At 72.2% G+C, this 14,567-nt stretch carries 14 protein-coding genes; 5 read left to right on the forward strand and 9 right to left on the reverse strand.

All coding sequences use genetic code 11. The features are described 5' to 3' along the window. Nucleotides 1–38 precede the first annotated feature (38 nt). From CK485_RS28935 to CK485_RS01900, 3 genes are all read right to left on the reverse strand, one after another. On the reverse strand, nucleotides 39–191 hold the full coding sequence (locus CK485_RS28935) for a hypothetical protein (RefSeq protein ID WP_199239200.1): 153 nt from the start codon (nucleotides 189–191) through the stop codon (nucleotides 39–41). 419 nt (nucleotides 192–610) lie between these two features. After that, complete coding sequence (locus tag CK485_RS01895) at nucleotides 611–793, reverse strand: hypothetical protein (protein ID WP_109446120.1); 183 nt, start codon at nucleotides 791–793, stop codon at nucleotides 611–613. A 198-nt stretch (nucleotides 794–991) separates the two neighbouring features. Next, nucleotides 992–3,949 carry a BTAD domain-containing putative transcriptional regulator gene (locus CK485_RS01900; protein WP_109446122.1) on the reverse strand — a complete coding sequence of 986 codons (2,958 nt, stop codon included), beginning with the start codon at nucleotides 3,947–3,949 and terminating at the stop codon, nucleotides 992–994. A 328-nt stretch (nucleotides 3,950–4,277) separates the two neighbouring features. Between CK485_RS01900 and CK485_RS01905 the strand changes: the two genes are divergently transcribed. Continuing rightward, nucleotides 4,278–5,006, forward strand: coding sequence for an AMP-binding protein (locus tag CK485_RS01905; RefSeq protein WP_241968064.1), 729 nt, complete (start codon nucleotides 4,278–4,280; stop codon nucleotides 5,004–5,006). A gap of 172 nt (nucleotides 5,007–5,178) precedes the next feature. Here the strand turns inward: CK485_RS01905 and CK485_RS01910 are convergent, their stop codons facing one another. Next, nucleotides 5,179–5,784 carry a TIGR03086 family metal-binding protein gene (locus tag CK485_RS01910; protein WP_109446126.1) on the reverse strand — a complete coding sequence of 202 codons (606 nt, stop codon included), beginning with the start codon at nucleotides 5,782–5,784 and terminating at the stop codon, nucleotides 5,179–5,181. A 79-nt stretch (nucleotides 5,785–5,863) separates the two neighbouring features. On the opposite strand from CK485_RS01910, the gene CK485_RS01915 reads away from it, so the two are divergent. Together CK485_RS01915 and CK485_RS01920 are read left to right on the forward strand one after the other, a co-directional pair. Continuing rightward, nucleotides 5,864–6,703, forward strand: coding sequence for a helix-turn-helix domain-containing protein (locus CK485_RS01915; RefSeq protein WP_241968065.1), 840 nt, complete (start codon nucleotides 5,864–5,866; stop codon nucleotides 6,701–6,703). A 54-nt stretch (nucleotides 6,704–6,757) separates the two neighbouring features. Next, nucleotides 6,758–7,885 carry an LLM class flavin-dependent oxidoreductase gene (locus CK485_RS01920; protein ID WP_109446130.1) on the forward strand — a complete coding sequence of 376 codons (1,128 nt, stop codon included), beginning with the start codon at nucleotides 6,758–6,760 and terminating at the stop codon, nucleotides 7,883–7,885. A 32-nt stretch (nucleotides 7,886–7,917) separates the two neighbouring features. Here the strand turns inward: CK485_RS01920 and CK485_RS01925 are convergent, their stop codons facing one another. Continuing rightward, nucleotides 7,918–8,538, reverse strand: a complete 621-nt coding sequence (locus CK485_RS01925; RefSeq protein WP_109446132.1) for a hypothetical protein — start codon at nucleotides 8,536–8,538, stop codon at nucleotides 7,918–7,920. Further along, the gene (locus tag CK485_RS01930) at nucleotides 8,535–9,896 is read right to left on the reverse strand and encodes a CehA/McbA family metallohydrolase (protein ID WP_199239209.1); all 1,362 of its coding nucleotides are present in this window, start codon (nucleotides 9,894–9,896) and stop codon (nucleotides 8,535–8,537) included. Before CK485_RS01930 ends, CK485_RS01925 begins: the two co-directional genes overlap by 4 nt. A gap of 106 nt (nucleotides 9,897–10,002) precedes the next feature. Between CK485_RS01930 and CK485_RS01935 the strand changes: the two genes are divergently transcribed. Together CK485_RS01935 and CK485_RS01940 are read left to right on the forward strand one after the other, a co-directional pair. Beyond that, nucleotides 10,003–10,929 carry an RNA polymerase sigma-70 factor gene (locus CK485_RS01935; protein ID WP_109446134.1) on the forward strand — a complete coding sequence of 309 codons (927 nt, stop codon included), beginning with the start codon at nucleotides 10,003–10,005 and terminating at the stop codon, nucleotides 10,927–10,929. 495 nt (nucleotides 10,930–11,424) lie between these two features. Further along, entirely contained in the window at nucleotides 11,425–11,961 is a 537-nt protein-coding gene (locus CK485_RS01940; RefSeq protein ID WP_109446136.1) for a UTRA domain-containing protein, read from the forward strand. Between the two features lie 359 nt (nucleotides 11,962–12,320). Here the strand turns inward: CK485_RS01940 and CK485_RS01950 are convergent, their stop codons facing one another. Genes CK485_RS01950 through CK485_RS01960 form a run of 3 tightly spaced genes read right to left on the reverse strand, consistent with a single transcriptional unit; the run spans nucleotide 12,321 to nucleotide 14,364 of the window. After that, on the reverse strand, nucleotides 12,321–12,698 hold the full coding sequence (locus tag CK485_RS01950; RefSeq protein ID WP_109446138.1) for a hypothetical protein: 378 nt from the start codon (nucleotides 12,696–12,698) through the stop codon (nucleotides 12,321–12,323). 6 nt (nucleotides 12,699–12,704) lie between these two features. Then, on the reverse strand, nucleotides 12,705–14,048 hold the full coding sequence (locus CK485_RS29320; protein WP_241968066.1) for a hypothetical protein: 1,344 nt from the start codon (nucleotides 14,046–14,048) through the stop codon (nucleotides 12,705–12,707). A 7-nt stretch (nucleotides 14,049–14,055) separates the two neighbouring features. Further along, the gene (locus tag CK485_RS01960; RefSeq protein ID WP_109446140.1) at nucleotides 14,056–14,364 is read right to left on the reverse strand and encodes a hypothetical protein; all 309 of its coding nucleotides are present in this window, start codon (nucleotides 14,362–14,364) and stop codon (nucleotides 14,056–14,058) included. Between the last annotated feature and the right edge of the window lie 203 nt (nucleotides 14,365–14,567).

Here is a 14,567-nt window from a genome sequence, read left to right on the forward strand (position 1 = left end):
GGACCCCCCGGTGCCGTCGCCACCCCGCTCGACTGGGGTCAGGGGCTGACCCAGTTCGCCGGCTGGACGTGGGCGGGGCTGACCCAGTTGTCCGGCGTGGCCGCGTTCGCCGCCGACGCCGGCAGCACGACGGCGCCGACGATGGCCGCGGTCCCGGCCACCACGAGGGCGGCTCTGCGTATGAGGCTCATGTGGATGCTCCAGTTCCCGAGTGGTTGATGTGATCGAGGCGCATGGCAGGAAACCGGCCACGGCGCCCCCTCCGCGCCGCGGCCGGCCGCATGCTCTCCCCCTGCGCCTGCCCCGGCGTCGACTCACGCCGGGGCGGCATCCCCCGTGTTTCCTGCTTCCCCCGTGAGCCGTTCGCCCGGTGATCCCCCGTGGTCACGATTCCCCCGTGCAACTCCACCCCTCGTGACCCGCTTCACCGGCTCGTACGCCCCCGTGGGCCCGCGTCCAAGCGTGGGCCCGTTCCCCCGTGGTTCCCCCGGCGCGGACCCCGTTGGTCCTCTCCGCGCCGGGGCCCCGTTCCTCATCCGGTCGCCCGGACCCCCGTGTTCCCCCGTGCTTCCCCCGTGAAAATCCCCCGTACCCAAGTGGGAGGAGACGATCAGGGGTTGACCCAGTTGTCCGGCTTGATGATCGGCTTGGCGCCGGACGGAACCTGGGTGGCCTCGCCGCTCACCGCCAGAGCCTGCTCCTCGGCCTGCCGGGGCTCCTCGACCTCCGCGTTCGGCGTGAGGGCGGCGTCCGGGCGGACGGCCTGCCCCGGGCCGGGAACGTTGTTCGTCATGGGTTCCTCCCGTTGGGTTGTTCTTCGCCTGCGCACCCGCCTGGTGGCGACCCCCGTGCGTCACCAGGCGGGGCACGCGGTGCGATGTGATGGAATCCTGGCAGCGGTCGATAATCAACCGATAAACGAGCTCGGCGAGCCCTTTGACCTGCCGTTCGCCCCGGGGTCCCGAACGGTCGGCGTGCGGATCCCGGCGGCTCAGCGAGCGTACTGGACGGCCACCGGTGGGACCGCGGGCTGCTGTTCGCCCAGCAGGGCCCGCACCTGCTCGGACTCCTTGGCGCCCAGCGCGGTGTACGCGGCCAGCGCGTCGCGCCAGCAGGCGCGGGCCCGGTCGACCTGTCCGATGCCGTTCAGCGCCTTGCCGAGCGCGGTGAGGATGCCCGCCTTGCGGTTCTCGCCCGCGTTGTCGTTCACCAGGGCCAGCGCCTGGTCGGCGAGGGAGGCGGCCTGGCGGTGGCGGCCGGTGGCGACGTGCACCTCGGCCATCCGGAAGAGGGTCAGCCCCTCCCACACCGGCTGCCGCGACTCGCGGAACTGCGCCAGCGCGTCGGTGAGTTGGCCGAGGGCGGCGTCGAGCTGCCCGTCCTCCGCCAGCGCGATGGCCAGCGAGTACTGCGCGCAGCCGAGCCGGAAGCCGGTCTCCAGCCTGCGCTGCAACGCGACCGCCTGCTCGCCCGCCGCCACCGCGAGCGCGGTCTCGCCGAGCCCGATCCGGATACGGGCGAGGTTGGCCAGGACCGACGCCTCCCCGTGCAGGTTCGCGTCGTCGCGGAAGGACTCGCGGGCCAGTTGGTAGTACGCCTCGGCGTCCTGGAAGCGCTGTTGGTCGCGCGCGATCAGACCGCGCAGGTTCGGCGCGTAGCTGCACGTCAGCAGGTCCTGCGCGGACAGCCCGAGCAACTGGGCGCGCTGCGCCTCGATGTCCGCCTCGCCCCAGCGGCTGCTGGACCAGCTCAGGATGCGGCCGAGCAGGACCCGGGCCCGCCCCTCGACCAGCGCGTCGCCCTGCTGGGCGGAGACGGCCGCCATGGACCGGGCGCACTGCTCGTACGCGCGCGCGTGTACGCCGGACTCCATCAGGTCCTGGGCGACGAAGAGCAGGTCGACCGCTCGCCGGTGGTGATCGCCGTCCGCGGCGTCCTCGGCCGCCTGCCGGACCGTCGCCAGCACGCAGGACGCCTCGGAGAACAGCCACTCCAGGCCTTCGGCGCGGGAGGAGAAGGCCAGGCCGGAACGCGAGGTGGGAGCCATGTGCGACAGGACGCGGTCGCCCGGGTTCTCCAACTCGTAGGCGCCCGCCGCCGTCGCCAGGTAGAAGTCGAGCAACCGCGACAGCGCCGCCCGGCGGTCCTGCGGGGTCTCGTCCTGCTCCGCTCGGTCGCGGGCGTACAGGCGCAGCAGGTCGTGGTAGCGGTAGCGGGCGGGGGCGGCGGATTCCAGGAGGCTGATGTCGACCAGCGTCTCCAGCAGTTCCTCCGCCTCGTAGGCGTCCATGTCCAGCACGGCCGCCGCCGCCTCCAGCGAGATGTCGGGGCCCTCGGGGAGCGCCAGCAGGCGGAACGCGCGGGCCTGGTGGCCGGCGAGCTGGCCGTAACCGAGTTCGAACGTCGCCTTGACGGCGAGGTCGCCCGCCTTCAGTTCGTCCAGGCGGCGCCTGCTGTCGCTGAGCTTGCGGGCCAGCACGGAGACCGTCCAGGTGCGCCGGGTCGCCAGCCGGGAGGCGGCGATGCGGATCGCCAGCGGCAGGAAGCCGCACGCGGCCACCACGTCCAGCGCGGCCTGGCGCTCCGTCAGCACCCTTTCCGGGCCCACGATCTTCGTGAAGAGCTGGAGCGCCTCCTCCGGGCTCATCACGTCCAGGTCCACCAGGTGCGCCCCCGCGAGGTCCACCATCCGCACCCGCGAGGTGATCAGCGCCGCGCAGCCGGGCGTGCCGGGCAGCAGCGGCCGCACCTGCGCGGCGTCGTGCGCGTTGTCCAGCAGCGCGAGCACCCGGCGGCCGTCCAGCACGGAGCGGTAGAGCGCGGCGCGGTCCTCCAGGCCTTCCGGGATCGCGGCGTCCGGTGTGCCCAACGCCCGCAGGAACGAGGCGAGCACCGTCTCCGGCTCGGACGGCCGGGCGTCCTGGCCCTGCAGGTCCACGTACAACTGCCCGTCGGGGAAGGCGTCGCGGGCCGCGTGGGCGACGTGGACGGCGAGCGTGGTCTTGCCGACGCCGCCGATGCCCGCCACCGCGGACAGGGCCATGACACCCGAATCGGCCGTCGACAACTCCTCCACCAGCTCGTCGACGAAGGCATCCCTGCCGGTGAAGTCGACGACTGCGGCCGGGAGTTGGGCGGGCCGTACCGCGGACCCCGCGGCCGGGGCGTCCTCGGTGCCGGGGGGCTGCGCCGCCAGGTCGGGATCGGCGCGCAGGATGCGCTGGTGCAGCTCGTTCAGCTCCGCACACGGGTCGACGCCCAGTTCCTCGGCGAGCAGCCTGCGGGTGTCGGCGTAGACGCCGAGCGCCTCCGCCTGCCGGCCGCTGCGGTAGAGGGCCAGCATCAGCAGGGCGCGCAGCCTCTCCCGCAGGGGGTGTTCGGCGGACAGCGTGGTCAGTACCGAGACCGCGTCGGTGTGGCCGCCGAGTTCCAGGTCGAGTTCGAGGCGGGTCTCCAGCAGCGCCAGCCGCCGTTCCGACAGCCGGGTGCGGTGCGCCTCCGCGTACGGCCCGGGCAGTCCGGCCAGCGGCTCGCCGTCCCACAAGTCCAGTGCCAGGGCCAGCAGTTCGCGGGCGCGGGCGGCCTCCCCGCGGGCTCGGGCCTTCTCGGCCTCGACGGCGTACTCCTCGGCCCGCGTGACGTCGAGCGTGTCCGGGCCGGTGCGCAGGGCGTATCCGCCGGACTCGGAGGTGAGGGCGTTCGCACCGAGCACCTTGCGCAGCCGGAACGCGTAGGTGCGCAGCGCGGCCAGCGCGCTGTCCGGGGGCGCCTCCCCCCACAGCGCGTCGATCAGCTCGTCGGCGGTCGCGGTGCGGCCACCGCGCAGCAGGAGTGCGGCGAGCAGGGCACGCTGCTGCGGCGAGCCCGCGGGCAGCGGCTCGTCGCCCCGCCATGCCCGTACCGGGCCGAGGAGCGCGAAGCGCAGTCCCGGCGCCGTTCCGCCATCCATGACGAACTCCGTTTCCCACCGGCCGGTCGCGCGCTGCCGACCGTGTATATCGATCGTTCATCGCGAACCGGGACCATCTGACAGGTGTGATGAGCGCAGCCGCGTGACGGCCAGTTTGCCCTGTCGTACCGGGCGCGGTCACCTCCTGGCGGGCGGTTGTACGCCAATCAGCGCGAATTGATCGGAACGCCACGTTCCGTGTGTGAGACCGGTGGGGGAAAGGAGTGTCGGACCTGTCATGTGCTCTTGGTGTACACCGCCGGAGAGGTCGGTGCCGATGGCGTGGGACAGCGTCCAGGTGCCGGACCCGGCGAGGATGCGAGCGGTCATGACCCCGGGCAGGATGCTGCGCAGGCGCGCCGCCGAGGCGCCCTTCGCGGTGCCCTACGGGGCACTGCCCGGTGCCCCGTTCGCGGCGACCGCCGCGTGCAGCTACGCCGAACTCGACCGCCGCGCCCGCGCGGTGGCCGCCCGGCTCGGCGGCGCGCTGCCGCCCGGCAGCCGGGTGCTGCTGGCCTACCCGCCGGGACCGGACTTCGCGGGCGCCTTCTACGGGTGCCTGTACGCGGGGATGGTCGCGGTGCCCTACGCGCTGGGCGAGGGCCGCTGCGCCGACGGGGTCGCGGCGGCGGTCGAACTCGTCGCTCCGGCCGCCGTGCTGACCGCGTCGGACGGCTGGTCGGCGCTGCCGGTGGACCGGGACCGGGTGCCGGTGCTGGAGGCGGACGGCACGATGGTCGGCGGCCGTCCTGTCCTCCAACTCGCCGACCGCTGGCGGCCGGTGGGGATACTGCGCGGCGCCGACGCCTACCGCCGCTACGTGCCCGGCGCGCCGGGCGAGGCCTCCGCGGGCCGCATGGAGCCCGCGTTCAGCCACGGCGACCTGCTGCACGTGCTCAGCGAACTCCAGGACGCGTGCCGGATCGGCGTCAAGGACGAGGAGGTGGGCTGGATCGCGTCGGTCCACGGCGTGGACGACGCGGTCTGGCGGCTGCTGCTCCCGGTCCACGAGGGCCGCGTCGTGTGGGAGACGCGGGGCCCGCACGGGTCCGAGTGAGGCCCCCGTGCGGGACGCGGAGGGCGCGCCGTGGTTCATCGCCGGCTCGCATTTGGCTTGAACCAGGCGCCGAGGCGGGCGCACGCCGAGGGCGTACGGGAGCAGCAGAAGCGTTACGCCACCCGTCGGCCCGCGTCGTAACGCCGCGCCGCCCTGACGCCGCCGGCCGGCGTTACGCCACGCCGCCGGCCCGCGGCGGAGTCCAGCCCGGGTCGCGGCCCGAGAGCCCGAGTGCCCGGTCGAACGCGGACGCCCCGCCAGGAACGCCCACCGGGTCCGCGAAACCGTCGTACTCGCGGTAGACCGGCGCGTACTCCTCGACCACCGCGAGCACCGTCGTCGCCGTGGACGACGGGCAGGGGAAGTCCTGCCCGGTCGCGCGGGCCACGTCCCAGCCGTGGACGACCAGCTCCTTGAGGACCATCGAGAAGACCGCCTCGGCCGGCATCGCCGTCCCGCCGCCGAGGTCCACCTCCCCGTGCCACGCCCGAGGGTCCGCCCACGCCGCCACCGCGCGCTCCAGCTGGTCCGCGTAGGCGTGCGCCCACTGCGGATCGGCGGTGAAGTCGCGTTCGGTCAGAGCGGGCGGCAACGGCTCGCGGCGAGCCCGGTGCTCCAGGCCGTGCGAGGTGTACAGGACCCAGTGGTTGACCAGTGTGCGGACGTCGAACTTCGCGCACGGCGTCGCGTCGTCCAGCTGCTCACGGCGCACCCCGCGCGCCGTCCGAGCGGCGAGTTCCGCGGCGCCGGCCATCTGCCCATAGAGCGTCTCGTTCATGGTCACGACGCTAACGCGCAGGTCAGCGGCGGTATTGAACAAACGCGACAACGATCGCCGACCGCACTACGCTGCCAGTGTGACCACCCCCGGCATCGGGCGCGGGGTGCTGCGGCCGGACCTGGCGGCGCGGCGCTTCGAGCTGCTGCGCGAGGAGCCGGACGACGACCTGGCGCCGTACGTGGAGTTCCACTGGGTCGTGCGCTGGGACCTGCGCGGGCGCCCGGCGCACGACCAGCGCGTGCTGTCCCACCCCAACGTCCACCTGGTCTTCGAGCGTCCCGAGACCGCCGTGCACGGCGTCAACCGAGGCGTGTACGCCCACCACCTCGCCGGCGCCGGGCACGTCTTCGGCGTGAAGTTCCGGCCCGGGGCCTTCCGCACGCTGCTCGGCGGACCCGTGGCCGCGCTCACGGACCGCAGGGTGCCGGCGGCCGACCTGTTCGGCGAGACCGTCACACGTACCGAGCGCGTGGTGCTCGGCGCCCGCGACGTCGCCGTGATGAGGCGGGCGGCGCAGGACTTCCTGCGCGGGGTGCTGGACGGCGCCGTCCCGGACCCGGCGGCGCGCGAGGCCGCCGCCCTCGTGGAACGGATCGCGAGCACCCCGGCCCTGCTGCGCGTCGGCCAACTCGCCGCGGAGTCCGGGCACTCCGTACGAAGCCTGCAACGGCTCTTCGCGGAGTACGTCGGCGTGCCCCCGAAGTGGGTGCTGCGCAGGGCGCGGCTGCACGAGGCGGCGGCCCGGGCGGACAGCGGCGCGGCGGTGGACTGGGCGGCGCTCGCCGCGGACCTCGGGTACGCCGACCAGGCCCACCTGGTACGGGACTTCACCGCCGCCGTCGGCGCCTCCCCCGGCCGGTACGCGGCGGGCCTCGACGCCCCCGGAGCCGGTGAGCCTCGGGCCGTCCCGGGGTAGGACCGCCTTGGGCACCCGGCAGCCGTCCGGGGCCGCGAAGGGGGAGGCGGGGGCGTGGAGTTCGGGATCTTCGTTCAGGGGTACGTGCCCGCCGGGCGGTCGAGGACCGACTCGCGGGCCGAGCACCACGCACTGCTGGAGGAGGCCGACTACGTCGTCGCGGCCGATCGCGCGGGCTTCAAGTACGCCTGGGCCAGCGAGCACCACTTCCTGGAGGAGTACTCCCACCTGTCGGCCAACGACGTCTTCCTCGGCTACCTCGCGCACGCCACCGAACGCATCCACCTCGGCTCCGCCATCTTCAACCCGCTGCCGCAGGTCAACCACCCCGTCAAGGTCGCGGAACGGGTGGCCATGCTCGACCATCTCACGCGCGGGCGCTTCGAGTTCGGCTCCGGGCGCGGCGCGGGCAGTCACGAGGTCCTCGGCTTCCTGCCCGGCGCCACGGACCTGGACGTCACCCGGGAGATCTGGGAGGAGACGATCGCGCAGTTCCCCAGGATGTGGCTGAACGACACCTACCCGGGCTTCGAGGGCGCGCACTGGTCCCTGCCGCCCCGCAAGGTGCTGCCCAAGCCGTACGGACCCGCGCACCCGGCGATGTGGTACGCGGCCGGGTCACCGTCGTCCTACGCGATGGCCGCCCGCAAGGGCCTGGGCGTTCTGGGCTTCAGCGTGCAGGGCGTCTGCGACATGCAGTGGGCGGTCGACTCCTACCGGACCGCGATCCGCGACGCGGAGCCGGTCGGCGCGTTCGTCAACGACAACGTGATGGTGACCACGACGGCCATCTGCGCGGAGACCTCCGCCAAGGCCCGCGAGGCGGCCGTGCGCGCCGACCTCGGCTACCTCCACTCGCTGCTCTTCCGCTACCACGACACCTTCCCGCGCCCCGAGGGCGTCCCGCGCTGGCCCGAACGGCTCCCGCGCTACACCCCGGAGGTCATCGACCTGCTCATCGCGGAGGAACTGCTGGTCTGCGGCGACCCCGGGGAGGTGCTGGCGCAGTGCAAGCGCTGGGAGGCGGCGGGCGCCGACCAGTTGGCCTTCTGCCTGCCGGTGGGGCTGCCGCGCGAGGACGTCCTGACGACGATCCGGCTCATGGGACGGCACGTCATCCCCGCCCTCGACACCGACCCGGTCCACCGCACGACGCGCCTGCGCGGCACGGCGACGCGCTGACCGGCTTCGGCAACCGGACCGCGGGGCGGCCCTCACCGTTCCGTCGAACGCACCGCCGTCCCGATCAACCGGTGGGCCGTCGCCGGGGTGTTCGCGGCGAAGTGGAGGCGGGTGGTCCGGCGCGTCTCACCGTTCGGGAGGCGGACGAGGTGGGGCTCGCGTTCCACGGTGAGGTCGGCGGTGCCGCTGACGGTGCACAGGAGCGAGCCGGGCCGGTCCGGGAGCTCGCGGACGCCCAGACCGCCCGCCGACGTCAACTCCCTTCGCACGGCGGCGATCGCGGACAGCGGCACCTCCACCTCGCCCAGCGGGCCCGCGCTCAGCCGCAGCGTCGTCGCCGTCAGCACGTGCGGGCGGCGCTTGGTGGTGGCGGCGAACGCGAGGAAGCAGTCCGCCAGCAGCGCCATCCACAACAGGTGGAACGCGCGCCACGAGGGCGGCAGCATCGAGGCGTCCATCAGCCCTTCCGCCAGCAGCTCCGTGGCGAGCAGCATGCCGACGGTCGTGCGCAGGGGGCCGGAATGGCCGATGACGGTGTGCCCGCGGCGGACCGCGTCCAGGGGGCGCCGGGTCAGCCACGCGGTCAGGTCGCGCGACACCGCCGCGAGCAACTCCCGCCCGCGCAAGGCCCGTACCGTCGTCGTCGCGTTCATCGTCCGCCTCCCGTAGATCCGTTGACCAGCCGGATCGGGTTGGTCAGCGCTGCCATGCTCCCGTCGCCCGCGTGCCGTACCTCCGCGCGCACGTACGCGGTCGCGGCGGACGTCGTGCGCCACTCGACGCGTCCGGTGAACGCCAGGTGCGTCTGCCCCTCGTCGGTGATCATCCGCACGACGGGGTCGGGCACGCCGGTGACGGTCAGCGTGACGACGACCGGCTCGCCGGGGGCGGCCGGCAGCGTGCCGCCGATCCCCGCCCGCTCGCCGCCTTCCGCGACCGCCTCGAACGCGACGTCCACCTCGGCCGATTCGGCGATCCAGCTGCGGCCCGCCCGCAGTCCCTCCAGGATCGCGCCGCGTTCCAGCGCGTCGGCGAGCACGACCGTCTGCGGAAGGCCGACCACCTGCGGTTCGCGGTGCGCGTCGGAGTTGCCCATGGCGGGCAGGACGCGGTGGCCCAGCAGGTTGTCCCAGGTGGCCAGCGCCGCCTCGTCGTCCAGGGTCCAGGTGCCGTTCCAGACCTCGACGGCGTCGGCGTGCTCGTAGCCGAACCTCCACTGGCTGCCCAGGTGCAGGCCGTACGGGTGCGCCGGGACGACGAGGCCGCCGGCGCGGCGGATGTCCCGCGCGGTGCGGGCGAACGCGCCCTCGTCGCGCGCCCGGAAGCGCCAGTCGAACCAGGTACCCGGGTCGGTGCCGAGGGCGAGCAGGTGGCCGTTGCGGGTGGTGATCTCCTCACCGGTGAGGACCAGCAGGTCGTCCCCGGCCTCGGCGGCGAACGCGGTGTGCGCGGAGGTGGTGTTGTGCTCGGTGCTGACGATGAAGTCCAGGCGGGCGGCCCGCGCGGCGGCGGCCACCTCGGCGGGGGTGCGGGAGCCGTCGGAGTGCACGGTGTGCAGGTGGCAGTCGCCGCGGTACCAGGAGCGGCCCCGGCCGGTGGCGGGCGCCGGAGGTCCGATCGCGGTGGGGGCGGGCTGGGGGAGGCGGCCGGGTCCGATCGCGGGGGCGTGGCGCACGGCGACGTGGATCTCGTACGCCAGGCCCTGCGGGGCGACGGTGTAGGGCCCGAGCAGGACGCGCCACGTCCCCGGGGCGATCGGGCCGGGGAGGTAGCCGGGCGTGGCGTCGCGCTCGCCCACCCGGAAGGAGTCGCGGGCGCCGCCCGACCACCCCCTGAAGCGCCCGTCCGCGTCGAGGAGGCCGATGTCGCAGGCGTTCCCCGCCGTACCGTCCGGCATGTCGGGCCGCTCGTACGCGTACGACACGGCGATCTCCCGCACGCCGTCCGGCACGGCGAACGGCACCTCCACGAAGTCCTCCGCGCCGGGCGGCAGTTGCCCGCGCAGGACCATGGTGTCGTCGTCGCCCGGCCGCTGCGTCACGCTCCCCAGCGTAGGCGAGGCGGTGCGGTTGAATCGGATGCGCGCGACAGCGGTGACGAGCCATGCGGGGTGAGCGGTGAGCGAGTACGACCAGCGGACAGCCGGACGCGACGAGGGCCCCGGCCGGGACTTCGCCGAGTGCCGGCCGCTGCTGTTCACGATCGCGTACCAGATCCTGGGCAGCGCGGTGGACGCCGAGGACGTCGTGCAGGACAGCTACCTGCGGTGGCACGCCGTGCGCCGTGAGCAGGTCGAGCACCCGCGCGCCTACCTGGTGCGCACGGTCACCCGCCAGGCGCTCAACCACCTGCGCGCGGCCCGACGGCGGCGCGAGGACTACGTGGGGCAGTGGCTGCCGGAACCGGTGCGCACCGCGCCGGACGTCGGCGAGGACGCCGAACTCGCGGAGTCGGTGTCCATGGCGATGCTGCTGGTGCTGGAGACACTGGGCCCGGACGAGCGCGTGGTGTTCGTGATGCGTGAGGTGTTCGGCTACCCGCACGCCGAGGTCGCCGAGATGGTCGGCAAGTCGCAGGCGGCGGTACGGCAGATCGCGCACCGCGCCCGCGACCACGTGCAGGCCCGGCGCAAGCGCTACAGCCCCGACCCGGCCACGGCGCGCGAGGTCGTCGACCGCTTCCTGCGCGCCGCCGGAACGGGGGACGTCGAGGGCCTGATGAGCCTGATGGCCCCCGACGTGGTGCACATCTCGGACGGCGGGGGCCGCGCCGCCGCCGCGTTGCATCCGGTCAGCGGCAGGCAGCAGGTCGCGCGCTTCATCGCCGGGATCGCGCGGACCACCAACCTGGGCGCGAACGCCGAACGGACGAGCTGCAACGCCATGCCCGCCCTGCTGCTGCGCACGCCGGACACCCTCGACTCGGTGCTGGTCTTCGAGATCGACGAGGGCCTGATCCACGGCATGTACGCGGTACGCAATCCGGAGAAGCTCGGCGGGGCGCTGGTACCCCGCCGTCTGGCCAGGACGGGGGAGCAGGTGTGACGGTACGACGCGCCACCGAGGCGCCGATCGACGCGTCCCCGGTGCAGGTGACGACGCCGGCGGTTCGCACCGATCCTGAGGATGGCGGCCCGGCCGTCCGGCAGAGTGGCGCCGACATGACGAGCACTGACGTCTTTTGCCCCGAGCGCGAGCGCCTTGGGTGATCGCTCAACGACGTCGGGCGGCCGGGCGAAGCGCGTGGAACACGCGGGATGCCCAGGTTGATCGCCGCTTGCTCGCTGCCGCCGCCGTCGCGGTCCGCCACTCGATGGAGCACGGCGTTCGTGGCGAGTTCGGACACGCATAGTTGGATCTCCAGGACGCGTCTCACGTAGGCCGACCCGGCCGGCGATGCCGCAGCAGGGAAGTCCCGGGCGGCCTTCACTGAGAATTCGCGGCGTGGGAACTGCTTGCTCAGGCATGCATGCAGGCATCGGGACGTTCTCGCCGCCCAGCGTGTGGGCGGACAGGAATCGAGACGCAGGGAGGACGCGCGTGGACGAAGGTGTGTGGGTGGGGAGTTCGACGCCTTACGTGCGGCTGCGTGGGGACGGTGAACCCGAGCCGTGGGCCGAGGAGGCCGCCGTGTCGGGCGGGAAGGGCACGCAGCGGATCACGTTCGCCGGGGAGGTGTCGGCGCCGCCTGTCGTGGCGCGACTGCTGGGCGAGGACGGTGCCGTGGTTGTCCGGCGCAGGGTGATGTACCTCGATGGCGTGCCCACCGAACTCACCGACACCTACTACCCCTCCCGAATCGCCTCGGGTACCGCGCTGGCCCGCAAGGAGAAGATCCGCGGCGGCGCCGTCGCTCTCCTGCGTCAACTCGGCCACGCGGGGCGGCGCGTGGAAGAGGAGGTGAGCGCCCGTATGCCGACCGCGCAGGAACGCGACGCGCTCGGCCTGACGGAGACGCAGCCTGTACTGACCCTGACCCGCCGCACCCTGGACGCGGACGAGGGCCCGCTCCAGGTCGACCTGATGGTCTTCCCCGCCCATCGCCAGCGCCTGCGTTACGAAATGGCCCTCGCATGACCGACGATCACCCACGCGACCCGCGCCCGCTCCACGAGCGCGTCGCCGCCGACTTGCGGGACGAGATCATGTCCGGTGACCTGCCGCCGGGCGGTAACTTCGCATGCCGAGAAACAAACGGCTCCAGATAGTCGACATCTTCAGGGGCGACGTCGTCAGAGGAGCCACCTTGGCGATCGGTGGTTCGCCGGTGGACCGGTAGGCCTCCAGCAGAGCGGGAAGCAGCGTTCGTCCTCCTTGGGTGATCCCGTGGTCCTGGCCATGTGCATTGACCAGATACGCGAAGTCGTCTTGCCTGACCTCCGAACGGAGCACCCGCCCTTTATCGGTGTCCGCCAGCTTTTCGGCGCCATGAGTAGCTAGAACGGCTGCGGGAGTCCCAGGACTTCAATGATCTCCATCAGCCGATCATCCGTGATCTCTGGAGAAGTGAAGTTCATCTCCCTTGCGTGGTCGATGAAATCCTGAGGCGGTGCGACTTTGTGAAGGGCTACGTAGTCGGCCCACGCCAACTGCCATACCCATTCACCATCGGTCACCACACCCACCCTCACCCGCATCTTGTCGTCGTCGTCGGAGAAGGGATCGGCAACCATTCCTGGGGAGATGATCAGCGGTTCGGCGGACTCCAGGAAACCCGACAGCCTGTCGACCTCTGAGTCCGGCAGGGAACCCGGAGTTGCCTCGATATTCCGAGGTGCATCCGAAATCCGGCGAGGTGCTTCAACGGACGGCAACTGAACTCAATCCTTCCCCGGAGTGAAAACTTCAAATCCGCCGCGTTCGGTCGGATGCATATTGACTCCGTCGTCCGCGAACGGCGCGACGGCCATCTTACCCCCTGGGTAGACCCATAGAAAATTATTTGGAGCTTCAACAGGCACGCCCAGAGTGTTGGCAAGGTTCTGCGCGAAACCGTCAGGGAGCTTACCGGTTGAGCAGGACAGGAGACGGACAGGTTGTCCCGGCTCCCAGCCATTCCTCTTTATGAGGGACGCCATGTCTCCGTGGGTGAGGTGGAACCAATTCTCAGGAAGATGTGCGGCGCCTGGCTTGACTTGGTAACCAACGGTGTAGGGATCTCCGTGGATTCCTACATCGAATGCGCCGTCCTTGGGTGGAATGCGGTTCATGCGGTAACGCAGCCTGTCTCCCTGCCGGAACATCAGCATGCCTGGACGTCCGTCATCGAACTTACGTATGTCCATCTTGACTGGTTCGTTACCGTTCCGCAGGAGAGCGTCGAGGCGCGCCAGAGCACCTTCGCCTTCCCCCAGGCTCCCGAGCAGACCGGCATCGGCAAGGGTGGGGAGCAGACGCGGGCCGAGGCCTTCGAGGAGTCCCTGGATGCCCTTGCCGAAGCCTCCGCCGATGATGCCGAGCAGCGCGCCGATCTCGACGTCCTGCTCCAGGCTGTCGGCGTGCTCGAGGCGGCCGGGGTTGACGATGGCGTCGTAGCCGAGCGTCATCGCGGCGCCGCCGGCGGCCATCTTGGCGATCGGGGCGAGGGCCTTCAGCGCGCGGCCGAGGCCGCCGAGGGCTTCGAGGAGGCCCTCGACGATGCGGTCGACGGTCCTCATCGCTTCGGCGATGCGGGCGATCAGCGCCATGATCTTCGCGGCGCGTTCCCCGGCGGCGAGGTTGGAGGCCACTTCCGACAGGGGGCCGGTCAGCAACGACAGGGGCAGCGCGGCGAGTTCGAACTCCAGGATCTGCGCGCACAGCACGCCGATCTGGGAGATCATCTCGTGCGCCTGGTCGGCGAACTTGTTGAGCTGGTCGTGCCCGTGGTGCAGGGCGTCGGACGCCTTCTGGCAGTGGTCGCGCACGTCCTTGGCGCGGGTGTGGAAGGCGTCGGCGGACTTCCCCTCCCAGCGCAGTTCCCCGAGCGCTTGCCCGACGTACCAGTGGGCGTCGTCCAGCGCGTCGCCCAGGGCCTTCCAGTGGCCGGCGATCCGGCGGATGCCGTCGGGGTCTACGGCGGGGTCGGTGAAGCCGATGAACTCCAGGACGTCGGCGGTGGAGTGGCCTATCTGCTCGTTGAGCTTGTCGATCCAGTGCAGGGGGTTGAGGTCGTCCCAGTCCACCGGCGCCCTACTCCTTGCCGCCGGCCTGCCGGGCCAGTGCGGCATCGATTCTGCGCAGCACGTCGGCGATCGCGCCCAGCGCGGTGGACTCGTCGCCCCACTCGGTGTGCAGGCCGTCGGCGATCTGCGTCAGCTGCTTCATCGCCTCCCCGACCGTGCGCTTTGCCTTGCCCGCCTCCGGCAGATGCCCGAACGCCTCCAGCGACCCCGACGCCCGCTGGAACGCCGTCACCGCCGCCGGAAGATGACTCGTCCCGTTCTTGATGTGCCGCGCCGCCGTCTCCATCGACGCGTACTCGGTCCTCAAGTCCGCCATCCCGGCCCCCTCCCTCAGGTGATCAAGACCAGGAAAGTCTAGGAGCGGGCGCTGACAGGCCCCTCGCGAACCGGCCACCACGGGTGCCGCGCCGCCCTACGACGCGCTCGATGGACGCGTGCCTTCCGGTGGGTTCGCCGGGATGATGAGGAACGTCGTCGTTCAGGCTGTTCACTACCGGCCGTTCGCCGGAAAGGCGGAAG

The organism is Streptomyces sp. ICBB 8177 (assembly GCF_003144095.1).
In the GTDB taxonomy this organism is placed as follows: Bacteria; Actinomycetota; Actinomycetes; order Streptomycetales; family Streptomycetaceae; genus Streptantibioticus_D.

What these genes read in the sequence shown, in the direction of transcription:
- CK485_RS28935 (WP_199239200.1), bottom strand. Translation starts at nt 191, where the DNA reads ATGAGCCTCATACGCAGAGCCGCCCTCGTGGTGGCCGGGACCGCGGCC.
- CK485_RS01895 (WP_109446120.1), bottom strand. Translation starts at nt 793, where the DNA reads ATGACGAACAACGTTCCCGGCCCGGGGCAGGCCGTCCGCCCGGACGCC.
- CK485_RS01900 (WP_109446122.1), bottom strand. Translation starts at nt 3,949, where the DNA reads ATGGATGGCGGAACGGCGCCGGGACTGCGCTTCGCGCTCCTCGGCCCG.
- CK485_RS01905 (WP_241968064.1), top strand. Translation starts at nt 4,278, where the DNA reads ATGACCCCGGGCAGGATGCTGCGCAGGCGCGCCGCCGAGGCGCCCTTC.
- CK485_RS01910 (WP_109446126.1), bottom strand. Translation starts at nt 5,784, where the DNA reads ATGAACGAGACGCTCTATGGGCAGATGGCCGGCGCCGCGGAACTCGCC.
- CK485_RS01925 (WP_109446132.1), bottom strand. Translation starts at nt 8,538, where the DNA reads ATGAACGCGACGACGACGGTACGGGCCTTGCGCGGGCGGGAGTTGCTC.
- CK485_RS01930 (WP_199239209.1), bottom strand. Translation starts at nt 9,896, where the DNA reads ATGGTCCTGCGCGGGCAACTGCCGCCCGGCGCGGAGGACTTCGTGGAG.
- CK485_RS01960 (WP_109446140.1), bottom strand. Translation starts at nt 14,364, where the DNA reads ATGGCGGACTTGAGGACCGAGTACGCGTCGATGGAGACGGCGGCGCGG.